The sequence below is a fragment of the Propionispora hippei DSM 15287 genome, from assembly GCF_900141835.1.
GTDB classification, from domain to species: Bacteria; Bacillota; Negativicutes; order Propionisporales; family Propionisporaceae; genus Propionispora; species Propionispora hippei.
Window position 1 is genome coordinate 12,231 of sequence record NZ_FQZD01000032.1, and the last position, 23,468, is coordinate 35,698.

Consider the following 23,468-nt stretch of genomic DNA (forward strand, 5'->3'; position numbering starts at 1 on the left):
CAGGCTTACATTCTTGACAGAAAAAGAATCTCTTGCCAGCCGACAGGCTCATTTTCATTAGCGGCTTTCTGGAGATGGCTTTAGGAGACTCTGGAGAGTTAATGTAAAGCTCGTAGTTTTTGCTCAATTTGATCATCATATAATAAACGGTAGGAATCTGGCAGGGAGGGAGTCTATTTGGTATGGATGCGATGGAAGCTAAGGCTTTACCGTCCCTATTCGATTTGGAGGCACACCGGGGCGGCCGGGCTGCCCGGCCGGAAAATACGCTGATTGCGTTTGCTTATGCCCTGGAACTGGGTGTGACAACTCTGGAACTGGACATGCAGTTGACCGGGGACGGTCATATCGTCATCAGCCACGATCCGTTTATGAACGGCAATCTGGCCCAAGGTCCGGACGGCCGGTATGTCCCTTCCGGCCGGTATGACTTGCGTAGCATGACAATCGATGAAATCAAGCAGTTCGATGTGGGAACAATGAATCCTCGGGCCGGTGCTTACTATGAAAATTACGGAAAAACGCAAATTTCCGTTTCCGGTACAACCATACCGAAGCTGGCAGAAGTATTTGAACTGGTCTGCGCTTACGGAAATACTCATATCCTGTTCAATATCGAAACAAAATCCTACCCTGATCCTGCTTTGCCGGCGGCGAAAAACAATCCTGACCCGGCCGTTTTTGTGGAAAAGTTTTATGAAGTGGTAAAAAAATATCATATGGAGAGCCGGGTTATGCTGCAGTCCTTTGACTGGCGGACGCTGCAAGAAATGAAAAAACTGGACCCGCAGATTACGCGGGTCGCCCTGACCTGTGAACAGCCTGCCTGGGGCCGCGACAGCCAGTGCCGCCGGCCTTATGAAAAGGACGCTTCGCCCTGGATGGCCGGTTTGGCCATTGACGATTTCAAAGGAGATTACATCCAGGCGGCCAAAGCCATTGGCGCCGACGTGGTATCGCCCTATTGGGAAGAGCTTTCTAATGAATTGGTGACCGAGGCTCATGACTTAAGTATGAAAGTTGTTCCCTGGACAGTGAACAGTCCGGCCAAAATGAACATGCTGATTGACATGGGAGTTGACGGACTGATTACCGATAAACCCTGGATTTTGCGGGAATTGCTGATTAAACGGGGTATTCCCGTCGCCAGGCCAACCGTCAATACCGCCAACCCTTACCATACCGGTACAGGCATTGCCGGCGGTGACTCTGTTGAATAATACCGGTTGCCGGTTTCTCAAGGAGGCTGTTGCACTAAAAGTGTAACAGCCTTGTTTTGTTCTCTGTTCGGCCTTTTCCGGAGAAATACGTTCCGCAGGATGAAAAATTGCCGGCTCACGTTAGGAAATCCACCTGTGCCCTTTGGGTATTTGTTTGAGCGAAGCGAGTTTATGGATTTTAGTAAGCCGGCAATTTTTCAAGTATTTTGGAGGATAGGCCTAGCCTTTTGGGTCCCTTTGTGGCAATGACAAAGGGACGATAAGCTATTTGTCTACATACGGGCTGTTTAAATAAACAAAATTATTTTGTGACAGCCGTATCCTTTTGCCGGTTTTGGTGACTAACTGTATAAAGAAAGGGTGATCAATATGAAAGATACCATTCGCGGGCTTATTGCACCGCATGCACCGACCATGCTGGAGGATGAAATGGACCGGAAAGCATCGGCCGTAAATATAAAGCTGCAGGAAATCGGCAAAGAACTGCTGGACTGGGGAATTGAAGCGGTAGTGGCCGTCAGCACCCATTGGCAGACCGAAAGTTTTCTGGTGGACGATGCGGACTTTCACCGGACGGTAACTGATTACTATGGCTTCCGCCGGGAAATCGAATATGATGTGGCCGGTAAGCCGGAACTGGCGCGACAGTTGTTAGCGGCCGGTGAAAAAAATCTAGTCTATCCGGCTGCCGCGCAGCACGGTGTTGATCATGCCATTACCATTCCGCTGCATTTTATGTTTCCGGAAAAAAATATCCCCGTCATTCCCGTTTCGGTGGCCGGCTCGGCCTTGTCGGCTTTTCGATGGGGCCGGATTCTTGGCCATACCCTGCGGCAGTGGGGTGGCAAGACCTTGCTGTTAGTATCCGGCTCGCTGTCGCATGATCTGATGGCCTTTATGACCGGCCGTCGCCGCGACGAATATAAAGCGTTTGACCGTCAGGTCATGAAATTGCTGGCAGCAGGAAATGGTATGGATTTGTTAAATATGGACAGTAGGTTGGTTGCGGCGGCCAAGCCGGAAGGTGCCTTCCGGGATTTGTATATGCTGCTGGGAGCCATGGGGTCGCAGAGCCGGGGCCGGGTAGCGGCCTATGAGAACCTGCCCGGTGTCGGCCTGGGCGTGATTGAGTTTGCCGAAGCCGCTTATGCTGAAACCGAAGAGGAGTGGCTGGCTGCGTCTCCCGCTAGCAGCGGCATTCATTAAAAGAAACCACAGAAAAAAAGGGGGGCTATGTATATGGCCGAACAGGATAATGCGGTTGACCGGGATATTTTAGAATTATATCAGTCGGGACAGGAGGAACAGGCCTTTAAACTGTTCATCAAGCAGTATCAGGCGCGGCTATATTCATTGGCTTACCGTCTGCTGGGCAATCACGATGACGCGATGGATGCGTTGCAGGAAATACTTTTGCAGCTTCACCGTTCGCTGAAAAACTTTAATGGGCAGTCCGGGTTATATACCTGGGTATACCGACTAAGCTCTAATGTCTGCCTGAATTTCCGCAGAAAAATGCCTAAGCCCGGCGGGCAACTGGAATGGACGGAAAGCCTGCAGCAAGCGGTATTGCCTGTGGCGCGCCCCAATGAGGACCCTGACACCATGTGCGAGACAAAATACAGTCAGTTTTTGATTCAGCAGGCGGTTTTGAAATTGCCTGACAGTCAGCGCGTGCCTGTCGTGCTGCATGATTTGGAGGGGCTGTCGCTGGCGGAGATCGCTGCCGTGCTGGATAGCAACCCCAATGCGATCAAAGCGCGGCTGCAGCGCGGCCGGGCGGCGCTGCGGCGGATCATCAGCAAGGGTTTTGTCGTCAAAGGAATGGAAGGTATCGGGGTGTTTACGGTAGGTCATACCGGAAAACTCATGTAATAAACAATGAAAGTATGAATATAAAGGAGAGATGTATCATGACTAATCGTCAGTACGAATATAGTTTGCTGGTGCTCCGCGTAACGCTGGGCGTCATCTTTTTAGCCCATGGCTTGCAAAAAATCAGCCAGCTGGACGGAGTTATCCAGTTCTTTGTATCACTCGGTATGCCGCCCTTTGCCGCTTATGCGGTGGCGGCCACGGAAACCATCGGCGGCGCTATGCTGCTGACCAGCTTCTTCCCGCGCATCGCTGCCATTGCTATCAGCCTGGTGATGCTGGGCGCCATTTTTACTACCAAGCTGGATAAGGGCTTGCTTAACGGCTATGAGTATGAACTGATGCTGCTAAGCGCGGCCGTGGCTGTTGGACTTTCCGGCAGCCGCATCTTCTCGCTGGGGGCGGCTCTCCAAACTAAAAAACAACCGGAACAGAAACAGTTTTAAAAACTAACTGTACTAAGAATGCTAAAACCGCTGCCCTGTCGTAAGACCGGTAGCGGTTTTTTTAGTGCGTTTTCTTATGATGTTAAGTAATTACGATGTACACCGGGCATCGTTTGGTTGTATACCTGTTTGCATTTAAAAGCTACTGTAAGCCGGATTTTGTTCAGGAAAACCTTGCGGCTCCCTCGGACAACATTTATCTCGCAGCCTTCGGCTGCGCCCTAATTCAGTTCGCATTCCCGTCTTAGGGTTCCTCTACCATAATTTGAGTTGCAGGCTTGCGGGGTTTACCCTTGCACCGTTCCGTCGCCGGAACGAATCGTTTCTGTGGCACTTTCAGGTTAGTTTCCACTCCCAGCTGTAAACAGCCGAGTGGATTTCACCGCCGTAAGGAGGGTATGTCTCCTTCCGTGACTTATTAGGTCACGCGCAATCACTACGGGCATCGCAGCCCGTGCCTGTCCGGACTTTCCTCTGCAAAGCCTCCTGCCTTTGCGCGATGAGCCGGCGCCAGCACATTCTGGCCGCCTGGTTCGCGCTTTACAGGCTGCATTGTTGCAGCGTTTCCGCGTACACTTTTAAACGGGTGTTGGAGTTGTTATTATAATCGATAATCAACCGGAATGCAATGGTATGTTTAGGAAACCATTACGGCAAGTCGCGTTAATGGACGGGATCTCTTTTTACGCCCAATATATTCTCCAGTTTTTGCGCCAAGAAGAAGCGGCTTTCTTCCAGTGCCTGATCATATAGGTAATGGCCGGTTTCCTGAAGCATGAAGCTGAGAAAGCGGAATGCCTGCGCTTCATCCAGGGTTTCCTGCCGTTCTTCTTTAAAGAAAGCCTGTATTTTTTTGATAAGTTCCTCCTGTTTTAATACGTCAAGCTTGCATAGTTCCATCCTGTACCCTCCCTTATATAGGGTAGCGTATCAGTCTTGGAAACAGCTTTAGAAGCAGACGTAATTTTAAACGAGAATTTTTTATTTGCTGGAATAAACTTCCTGGTATGTATAGCGGTGTATTGCAGATAATAGCAGTGTAAAGGGTTCGTAATGGTCGAGCCAAGGTGGGTGCCGGATATGAGAGTGTTCGGTATTCGCCGGCCAAAGGTTGTTGTCGGGTCGGAAGGTTCGGCAGCAGCCGGCGGGCAGATCGTTGGTATTCCTTAAAGGCTGTATGGCAGCCCAACTGTTGTCATGTGGTCCCCAGGGAGTGGCGGCGGTCGAGTCAAGATCATTGTGGGTTGTGAATACCAAGGGGTCTATTGCAGTCGGGAGATTGCAGTAGGTTCGGTAGCTATCTGCAGTGGTCGGGCAAAGGTCTGTATTGGTTGTGTAATGCCTGTGGGTAGTCGAAAGATTGCGTATAGGTGTGAAATGATCAGTGCAGGCCGGCGCGAAGATCATTACGGGCTCTTTACTTTCATAAACATGCCGGGAGTGCCAAAGGCACTCCTTTTCTATTTGCCGGTTTATTCTGGTATAATATATAGTTATTAGTAGGATGACAGGTGGGGGGACAGTATGACGCAACAACATTCCGAATTTGATCTGGAACGCCAGCATTTGGCGAAAACGATAGCCGATATGAAGCAGATTGTTGAGGAACTGAATACGGACATTGATGAACGGCTGCAGCGGGCTCAGAAGTCATTGTCGCTGAAGGATGAGATCAGCGCCTATGTGCACACGATGCTGCGCAGTGATCACTCGTACCGGATTCATGACCTGGAAGCCGCGTTGCCCAGTCCTTACTTTGGCCGGGTGGATTTCCGGGAGGACGGAACACCGGATTTTCGCAGCTACTATATTGGGCGTACCAAAGTGGCCCGCCTGCATATTGAACAGGACGAGGATATACTGGTTTTTGACTGGCGCGATCCGGTTTCCACCATTTTTTATGAATGCTATGGCGGCCGGGCCAGTTATGAAGTGCTGGGTCGCTATCATTATGAAGGTGATGTCCGGGTGAAACGGCAGTACAAAATTGAGGACGGCGAACTGAAAAGCATGGTGGATAATTATGTCATGGAACAGATCTTGACGCGCCAGCAGCAGGCAATGCTTGGCGATCCTCTGTTAACGGAGCGGCTGAAAGCCGGTGCGGCGGATAAATTGAAAGACATTATCACCTCTATTCAGGCCGAACAGAATCAGATTATCCGGCAGCCGCTGCAGCAGGTTACCATCATTCAGGGGGTGGCCGGCTCGGGCAAAAGCACCATCGGGCTGCACCGCTTATCCTACTTGCTATACAATGAAAGGCTGAAGCCTGAACGGCTGATTGTCATTGCACCTAACCGGATTTTTTTGGACTATATATCGGATTTGCTGCCGGACATTGATGCGGCCGATGTAAAACAACTGGTCTGGGATGATCTGGTTACCGCCCTTACCGGCCGGGTCTTTACCGTTACCGCTAACGACCGGCTGGAACATATACTGGCCGGCCGGGACAAAAAAAACAGCCGACTGCTGGCCGATACTGCACAACTCAAGGGCTCCCTGGATTTTTTAAAAGTGTTGCAGGCTTATGTGGAGCATAAACTGCAGCGATTTTGTGTTAAGCTGGCAGATATTCATTTGTTTGACGGCGGTTTGACCGTTACCGCTCAGGAGCAGTTGGATACCTTCATGGAGGACGGCAAAACGCCGTATAATGAGCGCCTGCGTTCGCTGATCCGGCATATTACCTTCCGGGTGAACAATTATGTGGAGGTGTTGGAGGCCAGGCAGAAGCAGGGGACGGTAGCTGACGAAACGGTTAAGCGATGTGTCCGGGAAAGAGATAAATTTTTGGGCAGCTATTTTAAACGTTGGCAGCCGCTGGAATTGCTGGAAGCCTATCGTGAACTGTATGCCAGCAAAATGATGTTCAAGCCGCTGAAAGATATGCGGTATGATCTGGACGCTATTCGCAGTCATTCGCAGGATGTACTGTCCGCCGGTCTGGTAGAGCGGGAGGATTTGGCGTTGCTGGCCTATCTGGCCTTTTTGCTGGACGGGTGGCCCCGGGCGATCCGCTACGATCATATTGTTGTCGATGAGGCGCAGGATTTGAATGCCGTGGAATTTGACATGTTAAAACGATTGTCCAGCAACGGCTCGTTTACTATTATGGGGGATGTGTCCCAGGGGATTCATTCGTACCGGAGCATCAGCAGTTGGAATGTGTTGACCAAGGGGGTCTTTGCCGGTGACCGGACGGTGTACCGGGAGATTCTGCACAGTTACCGTTCGGCTAAGGAAATTATTGATGTGTTTAACTGTGTGGTGCCTGCCGGTCATTCCCCGGCCATTCCGGTCTATGAGACCGGCCGCAGGCCAGTATTGAAAAAAATGATGTCTGTCAGCGATGGCTTGCAGCACTGTTTTGACAGCATCAAAGAATTTATTGCCGGCGGTGCTGCTTCAGTGGCCGTTATTACCAAACGGGAGGCTGAAGCCATCGCGCTTTTTGAGCCGTTGTCAGCCGCCGCGACCGAAGCCGACCTTGCGCTGCCGGTCTATCTGCTGGCTGGAGAGGAAACCCTGTACCGGGGTGGCATTTCGATAGTTCCCGTGGCGTTGGCCAAAGGGCTGGAATTTGACGCCGTAGTGGTCTGGAACGCCTCGGCCACCGAATATCCACCGGAACCGTTGACGCGGCGCCTGCTCTATGTGGCCTTGTCCCGGGCGATGCATAACCTGCATATTCTGTATCAGGGAAACCTGACGCCGCTCCTCAAAGACTGGCGGCCGCAAGGGGATGCGTGAGCAGAGAGCGATACGGAGCATATAGCGCTGTGGCTGGTGTAATATTACAGTTATGTGTTTCAAGGAACTGCAAAAAAACGGAAGATACAGCCGCATAATGGGATATGGGCTGCAGAGAGCTAAATAAGTCACGAAAAGAACTGGTTTTTAAAATTCAGTTCTTTTTTTATTGGTTGATTAGCTATAGGAGATTGAATAGGAATGTGAAATAGTTTATGTTATGTTGCTTAATGGAAGGCTTTTGTGATTTTTTTGTTGCTTTTTTATAACCACATTATGAGGAGACCTGTTTGAAAATGATTTTTTTGTTTTTAGAGGAAAGAAATATTTCCGAATATTCTTGGATTTAGGGAACCGTTGATTAAATGAGCCTGCCGGCCTGGCGAGAGATTTTTTCGGCTGGTAAGGAAGTAAAACCGCAGGAATAGCGGTCCCTATTTCAAGGTTTTGCTGACGCAGCCAGACGGAAAAAGATCCGCCAGGATGTGCAGTGTGAATTAATCAGTGGTTCCCTAGAGGGCGGTTTAACAAAAAGATCAGATGTTGGTATGAAAATTGCTTTATATAAAAGTGAGGGGAGACGGAATGAAAGAAAAGCTACGAAGGCTAGTACAAAGCGAGGATAGCAAGAATCCGCTGACTGATACGGAGCTTGCCGCCCAATTGGGCATTCGCCGGGAAGAAGTTACCATTATCAGAAATCAGCTGGGAATTTTAGATTCCCGGGAAAGGAGGAAGGCCGGGTTATTAAAACAGATTGAAACGTTTTTAAAACAAGAGCCGGACATCGGCATGGTGGATTTAACGAGACTGGTAAATCAGGCAGGGTATGCTGTGGCACGCTGCACTGTAAGCAAATATGCCGAGGAGGTAAGGCTGCAGGACCAGCCGGTCATGAACAGCCCTGCAAATATCCCGTCAGTACAGACGGAAGCGCCGGAAGAAGATGCTTTCGCCAAGCTGGTGGGGTATAACCGCAGTCTAAAATCACTGGTTCAACTGGCTAAGGCCGCTGTTTTATATCCGCCCCATGGTCTGCATACCATCATCACCGGGCCAACCGGCGTGGGGAAAAGCGAGCTTGCGGAATGCATGTACGAGTTTGCTGTGGCATCAGGAACCTTTATGAAAGACTCTCCCTTTATTGTTTTTAACGCGGCCGATTATGCGGAAAACCAGCAGTTGTTACTGTCCCAGTTGTTCGGCCACGTCAAAGGTGCTTTTACCGGTGCCGACACGGATAAAGCCGGTTTGGTGGAAAAGGCCAATGGCGGCGTACTCTTCATTGATGAAATTCACCGGCTGCCACACGAAGGGCAGGAAATTTTGTTTCAGCTTATCGATAAAGGCAAGGTACGGCGTCTGGGGGAAACCAAATTATCGCTGCCCATCCGGGTGATGCTGATCAGTGCCACCTCGGAGCCACTGGACTCCTATTTGTTGACTACGTTTAAGCGAAGAATCCCCATGGTGATTGGAATACCCGATCTTAGCTCGCGCCCGCTGGGCGAGCGGTATCACATTATTAATAATTTTTTCGTCAGTGAGGCACGACGGATTGGCGCTCCTATTCTGGTTAATGCCGATGTCTATAAGGCGCTGATGTTGTATAAATGTCATGGCAATCTGGGACAACTGCGCAGCGATATACAGGTAGCCTGTGCCAGAGGGCTTCTAAACCGGCTGAAGATGAGCCGGGAATCGGTCTGGATCGGTATTTCCGAGGTTCCCGAATATGTCATGCAAGGTCTCATTGATATTCGCAACTATCGCAGCAAAGTCGACACCTATGTCAAGGGTGACGTTGAAATTTCGCCTGATTCAAATATTAACCAGTTGCGGCCCAATGACAGTTTGTATCATTTTCCCGAGGGCATTTACCGGTATATGGAGGAACGTTATTTGGCTCTGCTGGCGGAAGGGCTGGCTGTGGAAACCATAAACCGGATTGTTGGCGGCGAAGTGGAAAAGAAGATTCAGCAATATATCAAGAATATGAAAACGGACAGTGGTGATTTGGACGTTAGAGAGCTGACCTCGGTTGTAGGCAAGCAAATTGTTTCTTTGACGGAAGAAATCATCGCGATTGCCTCGGAAAAAATGGGCGTTCTGGACGGAAATTTGCTGTTCAGTCTGGCTATCCACCTGAAAGCAACTATTAGCAGGCTGAAAGAAGGCAAGAAAATCCAGAATAATAATTTGGCTGAAATTGCCCGGAACTATTCCCGGGAATTGGCGGTAGCCCGGGACATTGCTCGGTATCTGGAGCAAACCTATGGTATCATCCTGCCGGAGGAAGAACTGGGCTTTATGGCTATTTATCTGAATTCGGGATATCGCAACGAACTGTATGCGCTGCCGAAAGTCGGTGTTTTGCTGCTGGCTCATGGCCGGGTAGCCAGTGCGGTGGCGGAAGTTGTGAGTAAGCTGCTGGGAGTTATGAAACATGTTCGAGCTTTGGATATGTCCCTGGAGAAAACTCCGCAGGAAACTTTGAATGAAGCCATTCGGCTGGTAAAAGAAATGGATGAAGGAAAGGGTGTTATTCTGCTTGCTGATATGGGATCACTGGCCTATTTTGGCGAGTTCATCACCAAAGAGACCGGGATTGAGACAAGAACGCTGACAAGATTGGATACCGTACTGGCCATTGAGGTAGCACGGCGAACGAATCTGCCGGACTTGGGGCTGGATGATGTTTTGTCTTCTATTCGCAATGAACTGCCTTGCAATCTGGAACCGGAAGTCCTTGCCGGAGAATTGAGCGACAGCAAGCCGGTGATTTTGGCGATTTGTGTTACCGGCAGCGGCACAGCCAGACTGATAAAAGACCGGTTAACAGAGGCGCTGCCGGAAAGCGGGACGGATTTTACCATTGAAACGAGAGGCATTGTTGAATTTCCCAGGATTGATCTGGAAATCGACCGGATTAAGCAAAGAAGAAAGATCATTGCCATTGTTGGTACGATCAATCCGCATAGTAAGGGAATCCCCTTTTTTAATGCCCGGGAAATCGTAGCGGCAGCCGGCCTAAAAACCTTCAAAGAATTTATTAGCTCTCACAAGTACCGAGGGCCGGGGGAACTGACCGCGGGCTCGGCGGTGGGCGAGCTGCTGGCCGAAGAGAATATACACATCAAACTGCCGTACACCAATAAACAAGAGGTTATTACCTTTTTAGCCAAGCATCTGATCAAAAGTAAAGCGGTGGAAGCGGAGTATTTGACCGATGTCTTTCAGCGGGAAACGGTATTTCCCACCGAACTGGATGGTGGTGTGGCGATTCCTCACGCTGATGAGACTCATGTCCTCCGGTCAGCTATTTCCATTGCGACACTGGCAGAACCGATCCAGTGGGTAAACAAGCAGGTAAACATAGTCGTTATGCTTGCCGTGGATAAACATTGCTTTACTGCACTAAGCTCCATTCTGGGGTGTGTCATAAAAGAGGATTTTAAAAAAATTGCCCGGCTGGACACCGCCAAGGCGATAAAGGAGGCTATCGTACATGCCTGTACGTAACACATTTGACCGGGAACTTGTTTTCCGGGAGGATGGAATAAACGATAAGAATGAAATCTTGCGGTATATTGCCACAAGAATGTACGAATTACAGTATGTGAAAGAAACCTATATCCAGGCGGTCATCGACCGGGAAAAAACATTTCCCACCGGCTTACAGACCGAAGCCTTTGGTGTGGCAATCCCTCACTCGGATACCATCCATGTACATAAGCCGGTGATTGCGGTTTGCATTCTGGCCCAGCCCGTGATATTTCAGGTCATGGGGTCAGGTGGCGGCGAAGAGGTGCCGGTCAGTTTTATCTTCATGCTTGCCATTGACGATCCCAATAAGCATATTGAAATGCTGAACAAGCTGTCCATTTTGTTTCAGAATAAAAATATTATGCTGGACCTGCTGGAGACAAAAACCGGTGAGCTGTATCAAAAGCTAAATTATTATATTAACCATTAGTAGTCCGTTGACATTTGGAAGGAGGAAGGAACATGTTGAAAAGAAAAGCTTTGGTGGCCTGCGGTTGTGGCGTGGCTTCATCGACGATTGTGGCTAAGAAAGTAGAGGATTATTGCCATGACAGAGAGATTAAGGTGGAGTGGCGGATTTGCAAAGCGGCTGAAATCCCTTCGCTGGCGGATATGATGAAGCCCGATGTCATTGTCTCGATTACGGCGGTTCCCGAGCTGGGCAACGGTATACCGGTATTTGACGGTAAGCCCTTTTTAACGGGAATCGGTGTAGATAAACGGTTAGAGGAGATTTATCAGGCGATAAAAGCATAAGGAGAGATGAAAATGGACGCGATTGCAACTGTTTTTGAGTTTTTTCTCAGTCTGGGCGCGGCGGTCTTCTTACCTATATTAATCAGTATTTTTGCGATTGTTCTGGGGCAGAAACCGGGGCGGGCCATTCGCAGCGGCATCACCATCGGAATTGGTTTTATTGCGATCAACGCGATCCTTGGCATTTTTATGGATAATCTGGGGCCGGCAGCCGAAGCCATGGTCAAACGGTTTGGGGTGAACCTGACCGTCCTCGACGCCGGTTGGCCGGCAACCGCCAGTATTGCCTTTGCCTCTAAGATCGGGGCCTTTATTATCCCTTTGGGTATAACGATTAACGCCATCATGCTTGTCACCAAAATGACCAACGTCGTCGATGTGGATATTTTTAACTATTGGCACTTTACCTTTGTCGGGGCTATGGTGTATGGCAGCACCAATAACCTGATCTTAGGTTATGCCGCAGCGGGAGCGGCATTAATCGTCGGCTTGAAAAGCGGCGATTTTACCGCCCGTTATTTCCAGAAGTATTACGGATACGAAGGCGTGTCTATTCCCCATATCCTGTCTAACGGGTTTGCGATTATCGGCTGGCCGATTAATAAGCTTATTGACATGATTCCCGGAGTTAAAGATATTAAAGCCGATCCCGGAACTATTTCCACGAAATTCGGTGTCTTAGGTGAACCGATCGTCATCGGGATTTTTCTCGGGGCGGGTATCGGCGTATTGGCAGGCTACGATTTTGCCAAAATCGCCCATTTGGCTATCGTTATGTCAGCCGTCATGATGGTGCTGCCCCGGATGGTGGGCATCCTGATGGAAGGACTGTTGCCCGTTTCCGATGCGGCCAAGGAATTTTTCTCCCGGAAATATTCGGACCGGGAATTTACCATCGGGATGGATTCGGCCATTGCCGTCGGTGATCCGGCTGTTATCGCCTCTTCGCTGCTGTTGGTGCCCATCGCGATTGGTCTTGCTATTATCCTGCCGGGCAACAAGGTGCTGCCCTTTGGTGACTTGGCGACTATTCCCTTTATGATTTGCATGGTCAATATCTTTACCCGCGGCAATGTATTCAGAAATGTATTGATTGGTTCGGTCTTGACGGTATTTGCTTTATACAGCGGGACGCTTAACGCCGAAACCCATACGGTGATGGCCATTTCGTCAGGCTTCCAGATGCCGGCGGGGACGTCCACCTTATCCAGCTTTGTCGGTTCCACCAATCCGATTACACTGGTTATTTGGAAGCTATTCAGTCTGTTCGGCTAAACACACCCTGTTGGCAGGAGGTAATCGATGAATATAGTGAAAAGCACTCCTTTGGGAATCTATGAAAAGGCATTGCCCGGGCTGCCTGATTGGTATGCGACGTTTGGGCTGATAGCTGAGTGCGGCTATGACTTTCTGGAATTATCGGTGGATGAAAGTGAAGAACGTATAGAACGTCTGTATTGGGGCCGGCAACAAAAAAAGGCATTTTCGGATGCCAGTATTGCAACAGAAACACCGGTTTTAAGTATGTGCCTAAGCGCGCACCGCAAGTATCCGCTGGGCAGTGATTCGGCAGCCGTACGGCAAAAAGGACTGGACCTGCTGGCAAGAGCGATTCAGCTTTCCGTGGATACCGGTATCCGGGTCATTCAATTAGCCGGCTATGATGTGTACTATGAAGCGGGTAATGAAAAAACCAGACAGTTATATGAGGACAGCATGAATCAGGCGCTGACCTGGGCCGGGAAAGCCAATGTCACGCTAGCCATCGAAAATATGGACCATCCTTTTTTGAATTCGGTGACGAAAATCATGCAGTATGTGGAGCGCTATCAGTCACCGATGCTGCAGGTATATCCCGATATCGGCAATCTTACCGCCTGGAAATTTAATGTCAGGGAAGAGCTAAAGCAAGGGGCCAGCCATATCGTAGGTATTCATGTTAAAGATACGGTAGAACAGGTTTTTCGCCGTATCGACTTTGGCCAAGGGACGGTGGATTTTTCACAAGCTTTTAAAGCTTTGCATGATATGAATTATCAGGGACCTTTCGTGATCGAAATGTGGTCTGATCATGCAGCGGACAGTAAGGGAAAAATTATCCGGGCCAGAGAATGGGTTCAGGCCAGGCTGAAACAGGCCGGCTATACAGTTGCTGAGAGGAGGAACTAAGCATGTTATTGGAACAGTTGCGCAAAGAGGTGTTGGCTGCTTCACTGGATTTATTAAAATACGGGCTGGTTACTTTAACCGGGGGTAATGTAAGCGGGCGGGACGAGGAGACCGGTTATATCGCCATTACGCCAAGCGGTATGTCTTACGAAACCTTGTCGCCGGAGGATATCGTTATTATTGACGGAAGTGGCAAGGTTATTGAAGGAAAGTGGAAGCCGTCGGTTGATACCCCGGATCATCTATATATTTACGGAAAACGGCAGGATGTTTTCAGCATCATCCATACCCATTCCACCTATGCCTGTTCGTTTGCCATGCTGCAGCAGGAAATTCCCTGCGCGACGACTACTTTGGCCAATGAGGTGGGCGGCGCCGTGCCGGTGGCCCGGTACGCGCCGGTGGCCTCCGGCCTGATCGGCCCGCATGTGGTGGAAGCTCTCGGCGACAAAAGCGGCTGTCTGCTGGCAAACCATGGTGTTATTACGGTAGGGACCTCGGTACGGCACGCTTTAACCGCTGCAGTGATGCTGGAGGATAATGCGAAGTCTTACCTCTTTGCCAAACATATTGGCAATCCGGTGCTGCTGGAAGCGGCAGAAATACAAAAGGCCCGTGATGTCTTCACCTATTTGTACGGGCAGAAATAGGCAAGAGGCTTATTAATACGGAAAGTACGTCCCGCGCCGGCTGTTTATTACTGCCGGTGCGGGATGTTTTTTTGGGAATTACAGTAGTTGATACCGGAACTGATCAATAATTTCCTGAGAAATGACCAAATGAATGCCTGGCGCCCAGGTGGGCAGAAGACTGGGGGGCGAAGGAATGTTCATGATTTGACCGAGCGTGTTAAAGACGGAATTGCAGTTTGGCTTGTAAAAGTGCTGCCACCAGTCCGGGTAACGCAGCTTTAGGTCGTTAATGGCCGGAATGGCATGCAGCGCCGCTTGCCAGAGCCGGGTAACCTTGACCTGATCACCGGTGTGACAGGGAACTTTGGCCTGCCCCGGTTGCTGGGACCAGGTTATGGCGGGATCATGCAGCACCTGCAGCAGACAGGAGGAATTGCCGACCGCTTTGGTCCGCTGAGTTACAGGATCATGGGCCAGACCATGAATCTGGTCAAGAATATGACCATTCGGTCCGGTCAATACCCAGAAATTGTGGGTGAACGGCGTACGGGCGATGGCAAAGGCGCGAGCCTGAATGCTGTACGCGGCAGGTAGTTGTTTGTTCATAGGACACCTTCTTTCTGGCAGACCAATCAGGCAGAGTGCCGGGATAAAATGCAGGTAACGTAAGCCATTCGGTATGAAAGCTTCACTGTCGGATATAATAAAGAAATAACTTATTGGGAGGTGGGAGCGTGGAGCCGATTGACGATATACTCGGCAGGCTCAAGCGTATGGAATGTCCGGCTGGCGAGGTGGCAGACAGAGTGCGTACCATGTTGGCCGAATATGAAGGTGTTGCAGAAACGGAAATTGCCGTTTTCAGGGAACGCGGTTTGGACCGGGATGCCACACAAGGCTATATAGCCCGTTTTCCCCGCAATCACAACGGACTAGGACTGGCGGTACTGACTGAATCGGGAATGGATGATTATGTGGCGAGAGTGGTTGATGCCTATCTTTTGTAGTATATGATTTTTGGGGCGATTCTACACAGCCGGCTTGCTGGAGATTATTTCTAAGCATGAATAAAAAAGTGTATAAAATTTGCTTTACTTTTTTGGTAAGGTAAAGTATACTAAATACAGCCCATATAATAGGTTCAGTGAAACTGCCATTAGTCCTTCTCCTTAGAGAATGCCCAATGAGTAATCATAAAACTATTAGGGTACAATATATTGAGGAGGCTATTACATAATGGCTCAAGACAAAACTTTATCCTGCCGCGACTGTGGCTCTGACTTCGTATTCACCGCTTCGGAACAAGATTTCTATGCGGAAAAAGGATTCACCAACGAACCGGGTCGTTGCCCAAGCTGCCGTGCAGCCCGTAAGCAACAAAACAACCGTGGTGGCTTTGGCGGCCGTCAACAACGCGAAATGCATGACGCAGTTTGCGCATCTTGCGGTGTAGAAACTCAGGTTCCTTTCCGTCCGAGCAATGACCGTCCGGTTTATTGCAGAGACTGCTTCAGCCAAAACAATTCTCGCTACTAAGAGAACGACTCCCTTGCAACTTGCAGGGGAGTTTTTTATTATTCATTTCAAAAGTAGTCCTTGATTGAAACGGCTAAGATCCTGTCTGTACTGCCAGCAGTGGCGGACAGGATCTTAGCCGTTTTTGTTTGGAGCCGGTGGCAGCCGGCTAGGGTGTGTCTCAAAATATTTTAATGAAGTATGACACAGAAAGCGCCGTCAGAGAGTGTTTCGGATAGCTTGAAGACACGCCCTTGGGAAAGAAGGAGTTTGGCGGGAACAGCGGGAATGAAATATACAGTAATGGTTGATGTAACCGCCGGGTAAAGGGAAGGGATAACGATGGAAGTACATAAGGCTGCTGTGGCGGAATTGGCCGCTCAGGTGATTGAAGCCTACCGGAAGCGAGGAAGTGAGCGCTTTTTGCTGGGGATTACCGGCATACCTGCCGCCGGCAAAAGCACGCTGGCCGCTAACCTGACAAAAGCAATCAACCGGCAGGTAGTTCGGGATATGGCGGTTGTTGTTCCGATGGACGGCTTTCACTATCATAATGATATATTGCGAAGAAAGAATCTGTTGCCATTGAAAGGAATACCGGAAACCTTTGACGGGGAAGGGTTTGTGGCGTTGGTAAAACGGCTGGCCGGGGAACCGGAGGCGATCATCGGCTGCCCTTCTTACGATCGCCGGCTGCATGATCCCGTACCTGACGGGATTCGCGTGGTGCCAGGGCATAAAATCATTGTTATTGAGGGAAATTATTTGCTGCTTGATAGTAAGCCTTGGTGCGAACTGGCGCCCTTGCTTCATGAAGTATGGTTCATTGACACGCCGCCGAACGTTACCCGCGGCCGCTTGATCAGGCGTCATTCCCGATCGGGACGGACAGTGGCTGAAGCGGTGCGGAAGATAGAATCCACCGACAGACCGAATGCGGAACTGATAAAAAAGAGCCGCAGCCGTGCCAACAAGGTGATCATGCTGAGGGAATAGGTGACTAAAGATATGGAAATACAAAAGATAGATGTTGTAGGATTAGGTGCGTCAACACTGGATATGTTTACTGTGGTGGAACGTTTTCCCGAGACCCGGGAAGTGCAGAAAGCAGGCGACATGCTGTTGGACGGCGGCGGTCCGGTGGCGACGGCCCTGGTAACGTTAGCCAAACTGGGGGCGTCAACGGCGATGATCGATCACGTAGGAAACGATTGGGCTGGTTCGCTTATTCTTGACGACTTTATTAAGAACCGGGTCAATAGCGATTTCATCACCCGGTTTCCCGAGCAGTCTTCGACGGTTGCCAATATCCTGGTTCACCAGGCTACCGGTAACCGGGCTATTTTGTTTCATCCCGGCTCGGCACCGGAGGTTGGTGCCGAAGAAGACTATACGGCGCTAATTAAGGAGGCCAAAATCCTTCATATCAATGGCCGTTATTTGGCGGCCTGCCGGACAGCCATTACGTCGGCCAAAGCCTCCGGTGTGCTTGTTTCGTTTGACGGTGGCGCAAACCGCTATCATCCCGGCATGCGTGAATTGGTACAACAGAGTGATATCTGTATTGTCGCCAGGGATTTCGCCTTTCATTATACCGGGGAGGCGGAACCGGTGGACGCTGTGGTTAAACTGCTCAATGAAGGCCCTGATATTGTGGGGGTTACCGATGGTGCTCATGGCAGTTGGATTGCCCGCCGGGGCGGTCAGCTATTTCATCAGCCGGCGTTTATGGTCGAGGTGACCGATACGACCGGTTGTGGTGACAGCTATCACGGTGCCTTTTTGTTCGGGCTGTTGAACGAAATGCCTTTAAAGGAGGCGGCCGAGTTTGCCAGTGCCGTGGCGGCGATTAATGCCCGTACACTGGGCGGCAGGGCAGGGCTGCCTTCGCTGGAGCAGGTGCGAATTTTTTTGGCGGAGTATCGTTAATGTTTTAAACGGGGAATGTGTGAAGAGTCTTGCGCAGCCATGAAGAATGACCGTCCCTGCCGGCAGGTTATGCCGTAGGCAACGGCTTGCCAGCCATTGCGCCGGTGTGCCGGTCGGATGGCTTTTTCTAGCTGGAGGAAGAAATGATAGTCGCGTAAAACAAACAGGCCCGAGTCCAATAAGACTCGGGCCTGTTTGTTTTACGCTTCTTATGTACCGGGCTATAGCGTATTATCACCCGGATGCCAGTCAATCGGGCAGAGACCACCTGACTGTAGTGCATGCAGCACCCGGATGGTTTCATCCACACTACGTCCGACGTTCAGATCACAAACAACCTGATAACGCAAAATTCCGTCAGGATCAATAATAAACAAGCCGCGTAAGGCAATTCCTTCTTCTTCGATCAGAATGCCGTAGTCTCTTGACACTTGTTTGGTGATATCGGAAGCCAGCGGATAGTTCAGGCCGCCAAGTCCGCCTTGCTCGCGGGACGTTTTAATCCAGGCCCTGTGTGAGTGGACACTGTCAATGCTCACACCCAGTACATCGGCGCCCAGCTCACGGATTTCGTTGATTTTAGAATTGAATCCTCTGATTTCAGTCGGGCAGACAAAGGTAAAATCAAGAGGGTAAAAAAACAATACAAGCCATTTTCCCTGATAATCCTCCAGTGTGGCAACATGATCCAGTGCCTCAAGATTCTTAGTAGTTGCCATAGAAAAAGCGGGAGCCTTTTCGCCAACTTTTGCAGCCATACAATCACCTCTTTGTTAAATAATAATTATTATTAATTAGATCATAGTGTTTATTATAAAATTTGTCAATTGTTTTGTAACCTATTTCTAGTTAAAGCGGTTGTGCTGAGCGTTAGTGGTTAGTCCTGTTGTCGATGATCTGGGTTTATGCAGCACTGTGTTGCTATTCGACAGGTCTTTTTTTTACGGGCTGGACTTGGGCAGGAAGAAATACACAGCGCCGATGATGAGCAGGATGATTCCGCCACTGTAGAGGCCGGGCATCTGATCAGGATATAGTACGGCTGAGCAGATAGCGATGAAAATGGTAACAAAGCATAACCAGGGCAGGTAAGGGAAGAAAGGAGCCTGGTATTTTATTTTTTCCGGTGCGGTGGCCAGAATTTTTTTGCGGTAAAAATATTGGGTGGCAGAAACGCTCATCCAGTTGATGAGGGCTAAAAATCCACTGGCACTTACCGTATAAATAAAAACCCTTTCCGGTAACAGATAGGAAAGCAAGGTGGCTCCCAGAAGAAAGAAGCCGCTTAAAGCCACAGCGGCGACCGGTACGCCGCGACGGTTTTGGTAGGCGGCAAAGGCGGGAGCCTGGTTGTTTTTGGCCAGGGAGAACAGCATGCGGGATGAGGAATATACCTGGGAGTTCAATGCGGAAAGCGTGGCCGTAAGCAGAATGATATTGACCACATCGCCGGAATAGGGGATGCTGGCCAGCTCAAATAAAGAAACAAACGGACTGGTGTCCGGCTGAAGGCTGCTACGCGGCAGAAGAACGGTGATTAAAAAAGCGACCAGAGTGTATAAAGCCACAATAAACACGGTGACAATCTTGGTGGCTGATGGTACCACCTTCTCGGCCTGTTCGGTTTCGGTGGCCGCTATGCCGATAATACCTGTGCCGGTGTAGGCAAAGAGAATGAGCAGCATAGATGCCAGCAGACCGAGAATTCCCTCACGGGGAGCGGCTAGCGCTTCTGTATATAAGGTGAAATCCGGTGAAATTTTGCCGATCGCCAGGCAGCTAAGCGCGGCAAAGCCGACCAGTACGAACAGGCTAAGGGCGATAATTTTGATGGACGCCAGGGACAGCTCGAATTTGCTCAGTCCTTTCAGGTCGTTTAAGTTGATTAAAGTGATCAGGATGGAAAACAGCAGGCTGAACATCCACAGCGGCGTAGACGGCGACCAGAGGCGGGCGAATATGGCGCAGGCCGTCACTTCGCTGGCCATGCCTAAAATGCCGCTGGTCCAAAACATCCAGCCCACGACGAAGCCCCACCAGTTGCCGAATATTTCCTGGGCGTGCACCTTAAAGGCGCCTGGTGCCGGGTCGATAATCGACATTTCGATCAGAAAAGCTACCTCCATCATCATGATCAGGCCGCCCAGCAAATAGGCCAGCGGTGCCCAGGCGCCGGCTACGGTGATAACCAGACTGCTGGCCAGGAAAATACCTGAGCCGATAATATTGCCCAGGGCCATAATAATAAATTCAGTCTTATTAAACGTCTGCAAAGCATACACCTCATAGCAGGGAGTCATTTTTATCGTTTCTTAGCATTCACCGATCTTGTGGTACTTATTCGTGACGGCGCGACCAGCTGACAGGTATAAGAAAAAGCAGGGCCGTTGGCTGGACGGTCGCCTGCTCTTTGTATGGTATTAGATACGGACTTCAAAATGGCTTTTCACCTGAGGTTTATCTGAGGACGGGGGAGCGATGGTTACATCCACCCCCGAATCATTGGCGATAATTTTGCTGCGCCCTGAGTAGTCGATTACGGTACGGACCGGCTGAGACGGTTTTTTCTTCTTAAGGAAGGATAGTCCCCAACCCGCCAGACCGATGAGCAGGACGGTTGCCAGCAGCCAGGAAGAGACGGTTGAGGGGAACAGGCCGTCGGCCGCCTTGGCTTTGGCAGGTACTGCGGTCGTGGCGGCCGTTGTTTCGCTGCCGCTAACGGGAGCCAGTGAAGCGGCGGCACCGGTTTCGGCTGTAGCCGGAGCGGCTGGGGTGGTGCTGTTATTATCGGGAACAGCCGTTTTCTGGTTTGTTTTAACCGGACCTGCCGGTTTTTCACTGCCCGCGGCAGAGCGGCTTTGTTCTTTGCCGGCAGTGGTTGTTGTACCAGCCGATGGCTGTGCTGCCGGAGGTGAAGATGTTTGGGAATTTAGCGGAGCCGGAGCGGTAACAGTAGGAGGTACCGGCTTAGTGGGGGCATCGGGCAGAGTAGGCATATTACCTGGCTCCTTCCTGCAGATTTTTCAATCTAATATTCTTCGACAGAGCCATCGGTTTTTCCTGTGTTAAACACTAAGGTGGCTGCGACCCGGGACGGGGAAAGTTCCAGCAAGATGAAGGAAAACCATCTTTCTTTACGTTTGTTGGTGGGGGAGCCGGGGTTGAGCAGGAGGATTTTATTTTTAGTAAATATGGCGGGCTGGTGGCTGTGGCCAAAGACAATGATATCTACCGGCCGATCGGTAAAAGCGGCATACGCCCTTTCCGGCGTGGTTTTACCCGGACCGTGTCCGTGAAGCAGGCCGATACGGTAAGCGGCTAACTCCAGGATTTGCTGTCCGGGAAGAACAGAGGCCACTTCCGGCTGGTCGCCATTGCCCGTAACGCCGTGAAAGCCGGGAAACTTCCGGAAAAATGCGAGTGTGGCCGGTGTGGTAAAATCGCCGGCATGTAGGACGGCATCGGCTGTCGTTAAGTAGGGCAGCGCCCAATCCAGGGTAAAGGAGGGACCTGTGCCGTGGGTGTCGGAAAAGACGGCTATTTTCATAGACAACTTATGCTGTCCGCTCATGTTAGCCCAGCCTCCTGTCTGTTATAATAACTTGTATTACCAAGGAGCAGTCAATTTACTTATTCTCCTTAGAGTGGGCTAAAATGGTTGGACTAAGAGTTTGAATTTTTTGCAGTATCTGCTCTGTTTCTTTTCCCTTTTGAACTAAATTATCGAGTAATCCGTCAAGCTGGGTTAGATCATCACAGATAATGTTCGCGAGATGTCCCTCGCTTTGAAACAACACTTTGATTTTAGGCCATAGACTTTTGACAACAATAAATGTCAGCAACAGACTGCCGGCGGAATAGACAGCACCGCCCGCTGCCCGGATAAACAAATAGGGCCTGATCAATTCATTGGTCTCGTCAATGCTTAAACCCATTACCCACCAACAGTAGACTTGTAAGCCGCCGGCCAGTAAAAGCCCTGTTCCCATGGTCAGCAGACCGGCATTCAGTGAGAAAAGCGCAAACCAGCACCAGGGATATAGCTTTTTTGCAAGGTTTATTTCGGTAAACAGCATATAAAAACACAAGGCTAACACCAGGAACCCGAATACACCGAATAAGGCAAAGTGCGAGTGAGCTGAGGTGATATACGTTCCGTGGATAAACCGGTTGAGCGGCGGATACGCCATAAGAAAGCCTAAAAAGGCAGCCCCGAAGATGTGATAAAACATGCTGCAGCCAATTAGGGCAGCCACGATTTTATCACGGTCGGAGCGACAGGCAAAACTCTTAAGGTTAGTTGATTTCAGGGTTGTATATAACAATATGATAGAAGGCAGAACCTGCATCGCGCTAAAAATGCCGCCGATCCAAAGCCAAAAAGCCGGCACACCGATCCAGTAATAATGATGACCTGTTGCCAGTATTCCGGCTAAAGCGGCAAAGATAAGATCTAAGTAAATAGCTGTTTCCACTGCCCGCCGTTCCACGCCGGTCATACGAATTACCAGGGCTGCCAAAATGCCGGTGCCAAGCAGCTCTAGCGACATTTCTTCCCAAAGGTGCACGACCAAAAACTTAGCAATTTCATCGGTAGTCGGATGTGAATAAGACATAATATTAGGCAGGTAAAAGATAATCAGAGTAATGCTGCCGGCCACGATACTGATCAGTGTGGCCCTGCTCTTAGGCATAGTAGTACCCTGATAGGTACGGAGTAAATTAAAGCTCAGGAGCAACGTAGAAGCAAAAGTCGATAATTTAAAGAGCCAGTTGGTCTCAAGATATTCCCGGCCTTCCGTAAAGCCCAATAACAGCCAGCCTAAGGTTAATCCTATAGTTGCTGTTAGCAGCCAGAAATTAACGGTAATCAGCTTGAGACTATAAAATTCCCGCTCTGCTTCCTGACTAAAGAAAAAATAGATAGCTCCCATCATACCGAGCAGCGGCCAGTAGATACTGATGTTTAGATGAAAGGCCCTGCCGGCTGCAAAGGAGATAGGGGAATTCACGTCAGGAAAAAGTAATTGTATCGCACCGCCGGTAGCTATCAAGCCTTGCAAGCCAAACAGCAGATATGCAATTAAGGCGTATTTATAACTTAGATGCTGAGATCGGAACAAGTCGACTGGCTCCTTTACTGAATTACCTGGCTGGCGGCTTGGATTCATAGAGCGGACGCGGCGGCCAATTTGTAGTATTAATGGAAGCAAGGAATTCTAAGTAAGCGATCATATCATTGGTTTCCGCTTCGTTCAGACGTTCGTGCCGTTTTTGTTTGGCTCCGCTAATGAGTGGCGGATGGGTTAGAAATTCCTTCAGTGTATCGCTGCCAAACTTTTCATATACTTTAGTAAGATCGCCGCCATAATAACCACCATTGCCCAATACCGTGTGACATTCGATGCAGGCCTTGCGCTGAAAAACAAGCTTGCCCTGCTGGGCCGCAAAGGGTATGGGCTTCATTTGCTCATTGGTTAGAGAAACATAAATCAGCCAGGCAAATATAACCAGAGAAACAATAAGCGTTGTCAGAAATGCTTTTAGGCGAAAATCCATAATTTATTTCTCTCTCCTATAGCTGTCACCTTAGTATCCACAATGCTGCAGCTTCTATACATTCG

General features: G+C 49.8%; 23 protein-coding genes and 1 other RNA gene. 15 read left to right on the forward strand and 9 right to left on the reverse strand.

From position 1 onward, the window contains the following. The first annotated feature begins 182 nt into the window (after window positions 1-182). From F3H20_RS14960 to F3H20_RS14975, 4 genes are all read left to right on the forward strand, one after another. Window positions 183-1,220, forward strand: a complete 1,038-nt coding sequence (locus F3H20_RS14960) for a glycerophosphodiester phosphodiesterase (protein WP_149735718.1) — start codon at window positions 183-185, stop codon at window positions 1,218-1,220. 369 nt (window positions 1,221-1,589) lie between these two features. Further along, entirely contained in the window at window positions 1,590-2,426 is an 837-nt protein-coding gene (locus F3H20_RS14965) for a dioxygenase family protein (RefSeq protein WP_149735719.1), read from the forward strand. Window positions 2,427-2,459: 33 nt separating this feature from the next. Then, on the forward strand, window positions 2,460-3,095 hold the full coding sequence (locus tag F3H20_RS14970; RefSeq protein ID WP_149735720.1) for an RNA polymerase sigma factor: 636 nt from the start codon (window positions 2,460-2,462) through the stop codon (window positions 3,093-3,095). Between the two features lie 38 nt (window positions 3,096-3,133). Then, window positions 3,134-3,541, forward strand: coding sequence for a DoxX family protein (locus F3H20_RS14975; protein WP_149735721.1), 408 nt, complete (start codon window positions 3,134-3,136; stop codon window positions 3,539-3,541). Between the two features lie 143 nt (window positions 3,542-3,684). On the opposite strand, the gene rnpB is transcribed toward F3H20_RS14975, so the two are convergent. Both rnpB and F3H20_RS14985 read right to left on the reverse strand, forming a co-directional pair. Then, window positions 3,685-4,053: RNase P RNA component class B (rnpB, locus tag F3H20_RS14980), an RNA gene on the reverse strand. 151 nt (window positions 4,054-4,204) lie between these two features. Next, entirely contained in the window at window positions 4,205-4,441 is a 237-nt protein-coding gene (locus F3H20_RS14985) for a DUF2164 family protein (RefSeq protein WP_149735722.1), read from the reverse strand. 624 nt (window positions 4,442-5,065) lie between these two features. On the opposite strand from F3H20_RS14985, the gene F3H20_RS14995 reads away from it, so the two are divergent. The 7 genes from F3H20_RS14995 (at window position 5,066) to F3H20_RS15025 (ending at window position 14,418) form a co-directional block, all read left to right on the forward strand. After that, on the forward strand, window positions 5,066-7,297 hold the full coding sequence (locus F3H20_RS14995; protein ID WP_149735723.1) for a HelD family protein: 2,232 nt from the start codon (window positions 5,066-5,068) through the stop codon (window positions 7,295-7,297). Window positions 7,298-7,882: 585 nt separating this feature from the next. Continuing rightward, on the forward strand, window positions 7,883-10,819 hold the full coding sequence (locus F3H20_RS15000; protein ID WP_149735724.1) for a sigma 54-interacting transcriptional regulator: 2,937 nt from the start codon (window positions 7,883-7,885) through the stop codon (window positions 10,817-10,819). Then, the gene (locus tag F3H20_RS15005; RefSeq protein WP_091744182.1) at window positions 10,806-11,273 is read left to right on the forward strand and encodes a PTS sugar transporter subunit IIA; all 468 of its coding nucleotides are present in this window, start codon (window positions 10,806-10,808) and stop codon (window positions 11,271-11,273) included. Before F3H20_RS15000 ends, F3H20_RS15005 begins: the two co-directional genes overlap by 14 nt. A gap of 32 nt (window positions 11,274-11,305) precedes the next feature. After that, window positions 11,306-11,599 (forward strand): PTS sugar transporter subunit IIB, encoded by a 294-nt coding sequence (locus F3H20_RS15010; protein WP_149735725.1) that lies wholly within the window; start codon window positions 11,306-11,308, stop codon window positions 11,597-11,599. A 12-nt stretch (window positions 11,600-11,611) separates the two neighbouring features. Beyond that, window positions 11,612-12,874, forward strand: a complete 1,263-nt coding sequence (locus F3H20_RS15015) for a PTS galactitol transporter subunit IIC (protein WP_149735726.1) — start codon at window positions 11,612-11,614, stop codon at window positions 12,872-12,874. Window positions 12,875-12,901: 27 nt separating this feature from the next. Further along, window positions 12,902-13,768 (forward strand): L-ribulose-5-phosphate 3-epimerase, encoded by an 867-nt coding sequence (locus F3H20_RS15020; protein ID WP_149735727.1) that lies wholly within the window; start codon window positions 12,902-12,904, stop codon window positions 13,766-13,768. Between the two features lie 2 nt (window positions 13,769-13,770). Further along, on the forward strand, window positions 13,771-14,418 hold the full coding sequence (locus F3H20_RS15025) for a class II aldolase/adducin family protein (RefSeq protein WP_149735728.1): 648 nt from the start codon (window positions 13,771-13,773) through the stop codon (window positions 14,416-14,418). Between the two features lie 78 nt (window positions 14,419-14,496). Here the strand turns inward: F3H20_RS15025 and F3H20_RS15030 are convergent, their stop codons facing one another. Beyond that, window positions 14,497-15,006, reverse strand: a complete 510-nt coding sequence (locus F3H20_RS15030) for a hypothetical protein (protein ID WP_149735729.1) — start codon at window positions 15,004-15,006, stop codon at window positions 14,497-14,499. Between the two features lie 128 nt (window positions 15,007-15,134). Here F3H20_RS15030 and F3H20_RS15035 point away from each other — a divergent pair, with 128 nt between their 5' ends. The 4 genes from F3H20_RS15035 (at window position 15,135) to F3H20_RS15050 (ending at window position 17,844) form a co-directional block, all read left to right on the forward strand. Continuing rightward, the gene (locus tag F3H20_RS15035; RefSeq protein WP_149735730.1) at window positions 15,135-15,407 is read left to right on the forward strand and encodes a hypothetical protein; all 273 of its coding nucleotides are present in this window, start codon (window positions 15,135-15,137) and stop codon (window positions 15,405-15,407) included. 229 nt (window positions 15,408-15,636) lie between these two features. Next, window positions 15,637-15,936: a zinc-ribbon domain containing protein gene (locus F3H20_RS15040; RefSeq protein WP_091744172.1), complete on the forward strand. Its 300-nt coding sequence runs from the start codon at window positions 15,637-15,639 to the stop codon at window positions 15,934-15,936. A gap of 321 nt (window positions 15,937-16,257) precedes the next feature. Further along, a complete protein-coding gene (locus F3H20_RS15045) occupies window positions 16,258-16,911 on the forward strand; it encodes a nucleoside/nucleotide kinase family protein (protein WP_149735731.1) in 654 nt (217 codons plus the stop codon). Between the two features lie 12 nt (window positions 16,912-16,923). Beyond that, on the forward strand, window positions 16,924-17,844 hold the full coding sequence (locus F3H20_RS15050; RefSeq protein WP_149735732.1) for a carbohydrate kinase family protein: 921 nt from the start codon (window positions 16,924-16,926) through the stop codon (window positions 17,842-17,844). 221 nt (window positions 17,845-18,065) lie between these two features. Here the strand turns inward: F3H20_RS15050 and F3H20_RS15055 are convergent, their stop codons facing one another. The 6 genes from F3H20_RS15055 to F3H20_RS15080 all read right to left on the reverse strand — a co-directional run bounded on the left by F3H20_RS15055 (window position 18,066) and on the right by F3H20_RS15080 (window position 23,403). Next, a complete protein-coding gene (locus F3H20_RS15055) occupies window positions 18,066-18,602 on the reverse strand; it encodes a peroxiredoxin (protein WP_091744169.1) in 537 nt (178 codons plus the stop codon). Between the two features lie 183 nt (window positions 18,603-18,785). After that, window positions 18,786-20,117, reverse strand: coding sequence for an amino acid permease (locus F3H20_RS15060; RefSeq protein ID WP_149735733.1), 1,332 nt, complete (start codon window positions 20,115-20,117; stop codon window positions 18,786-18,788). A gap of 147 nt (window positions 20,118-20,264) precedes the next feature. After that, window positions 20,265-20,840, reverse strand: a complete 576-nt coding sequence (locus F3H20_RS15065) for a hypothetical protein (RefSeq protein WP_149735734.1) — start codon at window positions 20,838-20,840, stop codon at window positions 20,265-20,267. A 32-nt stretch (window positions 20,841-20,872) separates the two neighbouring features. After that, complete coding sequence (locus tag F3H20_RS15070) at window positions 20,873-21,415, reverse strand: metallophosphoesterase family protein (RefSeq protein WP_223191787.1); 543 nt, start codon at window positions 21,413-21,415, stop codon at window positions 20,873-20,875. Window positions 21,416-21,470: 55 nt separating this feature from the next. After that, window positions 21,471-22,967, reverse strand: coding sequence for a cbb3-type cytochrome c oxidase subunit I (locus F3H20_RS15075; protein ID WP_149735735.1), 1,497 nt, complete (start codon window positions 22,965-22,967; stop codon window positions 21,471-21,473). A gap of 22 nt (window positions 22,968-22,989) precedes the next feature. Then, window positions 22,990-23,403 carry a c-type cytochrome gene (locus tag F3H20_RS15080; RefSeq protein WP_149735736.1) on the reverse strand — a complete coding sequence of 138 codons (414 nt, stop codon included), beginning with the start codon at window positions 23,401-23,403 and terminating at the stop codon, window positions 22,990-22,992. Between the last annotated feature and the right edge of the window lie 65 nt (window positions 23,404-23,468).